This window comes from Streptomyces sp. NPDC104313, assembly GCF_055583985.1.
The window spans coordinates 49,074-54,273 of sequence record NZ_JBVJMW010000004.1 but is presented as its reverse complement, the minus strand read 5'-3'; the positions used below and the strand labels follow the sequence as shown (position 1 = coordinate 54,273).

Annotated in this window: 3 protein-coding genes; 1 reads left to right on the top strand and 2 read right to left on the bottom strand. The window is 69.5% G+C overall.

The features are described from left to right. Window positions 1-16: 16 nt before the first annotated feature. On the bottom strand, window positions 17-274 hold the full coding sequence (locus ACZ60Q_RS10720; RefSeq protein WP_469631444.1) for a phosphopantetheine-binding protein: 258 nt from the start codon (window positions 272-274) through the stop codon (window positions 17-19). A 3-nt stretch (window positions 275-277) separates the two neighbouring features. Continuing rightward, on the bottom strand, window positions 278-1,153 hold the full coding sequence (locus ACZ60Q_RS10715) for an ACP S-malonyltransferase (protein ID WP_469631441.1): 876 nt from the start codon (window positions 1,151-1,153) through the stop codon (window positions 278-280). Window positions 1,154-1,585: 432 nt separating this feature from the next. Between ACZ60Q_RS10715 and ACZ60Q_RS10710 the strand changes: the two genes are divergently transcribed. Beyond that, window positions 1,586-4,948, top strand: a complete 3,363-nt coding sequence (locus tag ACZ60Q_RS10710) for a BTAD domain-containing putative transcriptional regulator (protein ID WP_469631438.1) — start codon at window positions 1,586-1,588, stop codon at window positions 4,946-4,948. Window positions 4,949-5,200: the final 252 nt, after the last annotated feature.

Sequence of the window (5,200 nt, the reverse complement as noted above, 5' to 3'; positions counted from 1 at the left end):
GCGGGGTCTCCTTGCTTCAGCGGTCGCCGCGCTCGGCGATCTTCTTCATCACAAAGGCGTCGATGGATTCCAACGAGGTGAAAATGTCCTTGAGGAAGTCCTCTTCCTTCAGTTGGATCGAGAACTCCTCCTCGATGGAGCTGAGGAGCTGGACATAGCCGAAGGAATCGATCACCCCGGCCTTGAACAGGTCGCTCTGGTCGGTCAGTTCGTCATCGAATTCAACGAGGAACTGTTCCTCGATCATGTTCCGTATGTGCTGGGTTCGCCCCATGTCTCACACCTCATTTTTCGTCAGAGTTCCCCGAGGACCGGATGTGGTGATGCTTTTCATCATGCGGAGCAGCGATGTGCCGCCTATCTCCTCGCACTCCAGCCCGGAATCCCGATCGAGAAGATAGCGGATACTTTCCGCCCATCGAACGGGTTCGACGATCTGCCGGCTCAGCATCTCCGGAATCATGCACCCCTCGTAGGGGCGTGCGCTCGCGTTGGATATCACGGCCACCGAGGGTTCCGCGAAGGTGAATTCACGGAGAAAGACCTCGAATGCGGTGCGCGCGGATTTCATGGCGCGCGAGTGGAAAGCGGCGCCGACCCGCAGCGGGGTGAAGCGGATGCCCCTTTCCCGCAGGGAGGCGTGAGCGGCCCGGAGCGCGCCGTCGGCGCCGGCGATCACGACCTGGGTGTCGGTGTTGTGGGCCGCCACGTCCACCCCCTCGACGCCGTCGGCGCCCAGCACCTCCAAGAGCCGCTCGACCGGGGTGTTCATGACCGCGGTCATACCGCCGCCCGAAGCCGCGGCCATCAGCTCGCCGCGCTTCTTCACGATCCGGAGACCGGTCTCGAAGTCGAACACCCCGGCGGCGAGGAGTGCGTTGTACTCCCCCAGGCTGTGCCCGAGGTAGCAGTCGGCGGGCCGGCCCTCCCGGCGTTCCCGCTCGAAGGCGTGCAGCGCGTTGACGGTGAAGAGGGCCGGCTGCGTGCACTCCGTGCGGGCGAGCACGTCGTCCTGGTTGTCGCGGCAGCGGGCGGGGAGATCGTATCCGAGGAGATCGCAGGCGAATCGCGTGATGCCCGGATAGTGGCCGAAAACATCTGCACCCATGCCACGGAACTGTGAGCCCTGACCAGGAAAGAGAATCGCGAACACCGTGTGACGCCTCCTGGATCTGCGCCGAGCGGTTGGCTCGGGCCACTCGGAAAACGGCGGTTTCGATCATGTTGGACCACACCCCTTGCTGAGCGCTGGCCGGTTCGCTGACACCCCGCCGCAAGAGCTTGTCCGAATCCCTGCCGTTCGCTTGCCGGTACCCGGGACCGGGGTCCCCAAAAGGTGCGGCCAAAGGCCCGTGCCGGGGGGATCCGGGCACCGGGAGCTCTCCGCGTATCTATAGGGAATTCACAGCGTGCATGGCCGGTTTCGCCTCACACGGCGACTCTGCACCGTTGACATCCGCGCGAAGATCGCTCTATAACGCCCAGTGTCCATGGCCACCCAGAAAATCCCCGCGGATGAGGCCGCTGTTCTAAGGTGTATTCACCGATGAAGTCTCAGGCGTGAGAACGAATAGGGCAGGAGAATATGTTCGTGCACCAGGCCGAGGGGGCGTCGCCGCCCTCATCACCGCCCGCCCTTTCCGGCCCCGCGCTTCAGGTGCTGGGGCCCATGTCGGCCCGGTACCAGTGCCGCGACGTCCCGCTCGGACCACCACGCCGCCGGGCGCTCCTGGCCCTCCTCCTCATCCGGCTGGGCCGCGTCGTCCCCACCACGGTGCTCATCGAGGAGCTGTGGCGGGACGCCCGCCCCCAGCAGGCTGTCGCCACCCTGCAGAGTCACATCTCCCATCTGCGCAGGGCCCTGGCCCCCGCGGCCGGCCCCGGCAGGTCCGCGATCCTGCGCTACCAGGCCCCGGGATACATCCTCCAGCTCGCGCCGGACCAGGTGGACGCGTACCGCTTCGAGCAGCTCTTCTCCGCCGGCAGCCGGCTCCTCGCGGGTCAGAACCCCCTGGCGGCCCGGGACAACCTCACCCGGGCGCTCAAGCTGTGGCACGGCTCCCCGTACGCGGAGTTCCTCACCCACCCGCCGCTCGCCGATGAGAGCGCCCGGCTGGAGCAGATGCGGCTCACCGCCCTCGAAGCCTCCGCCGAGGCCGGACTCCTCCTGGGACGGACCGCCGAGGTCGTCACCGAACTGGAGCGCGAGGTCCGTCAGCACCCGGCCAGGGAACGCATGGTGGGCCACCTGATGGCCGCGCTGTTCCGGTCGGGACGACAGGCCGAGGCCCTGGAGATGTACGAGTGGACACGCAGCTATCTGGTCGAGGAGTTCGGGGTGGACACGACCGCCGACCTCCAGCGGCTCCACACCGCTCTCCTCCGGCAGGAACTGGACGGCCAGCGTGCGCACGGCGCACCGGGCCATCCTGTCCCCCCCGGAGCGACCTCGTTTCGGCGGCAGATGCGGATAACGATGTCCAGCCCGCCCGCGGGCCCCACCACGCCCCGTCCCCCGGACGAACCGGCCGTGTGCGCCCAGGAGGCGCCGGAAGGTCTGGAACGCAGGGCGCCCCGACGTTCCGCCGCTTCTTCACCCTCGCCGGGTGAACCCGGGATTACTTCAGATGAACCCGGGATGACATCTCCCTTGATAGGCCGTGAACGGGAGTTGGGTCTTCTGGTCACCGCCATGGCCGGAACGGTGTCCGGTCGCGGACATCTCGCGTGCGTACTCGGTTTCTCCGGACTCGGGAAAACCCATCTCGTGATGGAACTGGTCCAACGCCTTCGGGCACTGGACGAGAACATCGAAACGATTCAGAGCAGTAGCTTCTCCGGCGAGGGAGTTCCGCCCTACTGGCTGTGGACCCAGGTGCTGCGGCGCCTCTCGGCGGCGCGGCCCGAGGCCTTCCGGGCCGCCGCCGAGCCGTTCGGCGCGCTGCTGGCGCCGCTGTTGCCCGGGTGGCGCCAGGACCCGGACGGCGGCCCCGGGCCGGGCGCCCCGCAGAGCCCCTTCCGGATCCATGACGCGCTCTGCGAGATCCTGCTCGCCCTGGCGGCGCAGCGGCCACTGGTGTTGCTCCTGGAGGACGTGCACCGGGCCGACGCGGCGTCCCTGGACGTGCTCCGCCTGCTGGCCAACCGCCGTCAGGGGCATCCGCTCGGTATCGTGCTGACCGGCTGGGACCTGGAGACCTGGCCCGACAGCTCCCGGTACGGGACGATGACCGAGATACTCAGGGGCCCCAACACGCAGATCCTGCGGCTCGGGACCCTGACGCTCCCCGACGTCACCGCCCTGGTCGAAGCGCACACCGGGCCGGGCGTCGACCGGCGCATCGTGGAAGCGCTCCACCAGCAGTCCGTGGGCAGCCCCTCCTTCGTCCTCCAGATGCTCTCCCTCCTCGGCGAGGCCGGCGACCTCCTGGACCCCCGCACCGCGAACGAGTCGATCGGCCTCGTCGCGCCGTGCGCGCGCAAGGTCCTCCGCCAGGAGTTCGCCGAACTGCCGGGAACGGTCCTGCGGCTTCTGCGCCTGTGCGCCATCGCCGCACCCGATATCGAACTGGATTCCCTGTGCCGCGCCGCCGGCGGCGATGGCGCCATGGCGATCGTGGAGTCGGCGGTCCGGCACGGCCTGCTCGCCGCCGGCCAGCAGCCCGCCGACCGGCTCCGGCTCACCCCGCCGCGCGCCCGGGAGGTGCTCGTGGGCGATCTCACCAGCCAGGAGAGCCGGCGGCTGCACGCCGCGTACGCGGACGCCCTGTCCCCGCGCTTCGCCGAGGAGATCGCCCCGGAGCGGAGCGACCGCATCGCCCACCACGCCTGGCGCGCCAAAGGCGTCATGCCTCCGGAGCGGGCGCTGAACTGGTTCCTGAGCGCGGCCGAGAACGCGGGAGCTCGGCTGGCCTCGGACGACCGCCAGATGTGGCTGCGCCGTGCCATCTCCCTCACCGGCTCCATGCCCGACGGTTCGGCCGCCCGCGGCCTCGCGCCCCGGCTCCACGGGGAACTGGCCCATCTGCTGGGCCACGTACGCGGATTCGGCGACACCGAGGCCGAGACGGAGATCCTCCGGGGGAACGCCCCCGGCACGCCTCCGCACAGGTCCGACGACCCGGCGGTCCTGTCGATGCTGAGCGTGTCACTCCTCGTCCGCGGGCGGTACGACGAGTCGGGACGGCTGACCGCCCGGCTGAAGTCCATCGCCGCACGTACCGGCGATCCCGCGGCCCGGCTGGGCGCGGTGTACGGCGAGGGGATGACGCTGTTCATCCGCGACCAACTGCCCGACGCGCTGCGATCGTTCGAGCAGGGCGTGGAGCTGTCCGAACGGCTGGCACGCGAGGGCCGGCTGCCGGACGGAATGTACCGGTCCGATCCACGCGTCTACTTCCGCAGCCACGACGTCTTCGCCCGCTGGCTGATGAACGAACGCTCGGCCGCCGCCGAGCAGGGCCGTCGCCTCCTGAGACTGACGCAGTGGGGCGACAGGCCCTGGGACCGGGTCCAGGCCCTCTATGTCAACGCGATGGTGGCCGCCTGGGAGGGCGACCCGGACTCGGCCGGGGCCTTCGGGGCGGAGGGCGTCGAACTCTCCGTCAAGCATGGCCTGTCCTCCTGGGCGGCGATGCTGCACATCCCGCTGGGCTGGGCCCTCACGTACGCCGGACAGCAGGAGGGCATCGCGAAGATGATGAACGCGCTGACCGAGATGCGGCTGTCCCGGACGAGACTCCACCTCCCCCTCCACCTGGGCCTGCTGGCCCAGGCTCAGCATCTCGCCGAGCAGCGGGAGGGAGCCGTGGACACGCTGCGCACCCTGCTCGCGGTCGTCGAGCACCACCGCGAGTACGTCTACCTCAACTCCGCCCTACCCGCCACGCTCCTGCTCGACAAGCTTCTGGGCAAGGAGATACGCGAAGCCGCGGGTGCGGTCGAATAGGCACTCGGCCAGTACGGTGACCAAGCCCGGCGCAAGCGGGCCCGCAAGGTGCCTGTCGTCGAGAAGATCCGCCCCCTCGTAGCCCCACCGCCGCCCGCACCCGGACGTACACGGAATCACGGCCACGGGCGCGGCGCCCCCGGCCCACTTCGGCATGGCGCGTGGGCACCGCCCTCACCGCCGAAACCCATCGTCACGACCCGCTGACCCCGGTCAAGGGGGCCGGCCCCCAACCGGCCCCCACGTGGCCCC

Coding starts and splice junctions, on each gene's coding strand:
- ACZ60Q_RS10720 (WP_469631444.1), bottom strand. CDS start 274: ATGGGGCGAACCCAGCACATACGGAACATGATCGAGGAACAGTTCCTC.
- ACZ60Q_RS10710 (WP_469631438.1), top strand. CDS start 1,586: ATGTTCGTGCACCAGGCCGAGGGGGCGTCGCCGCCCTCATCACCGCCC.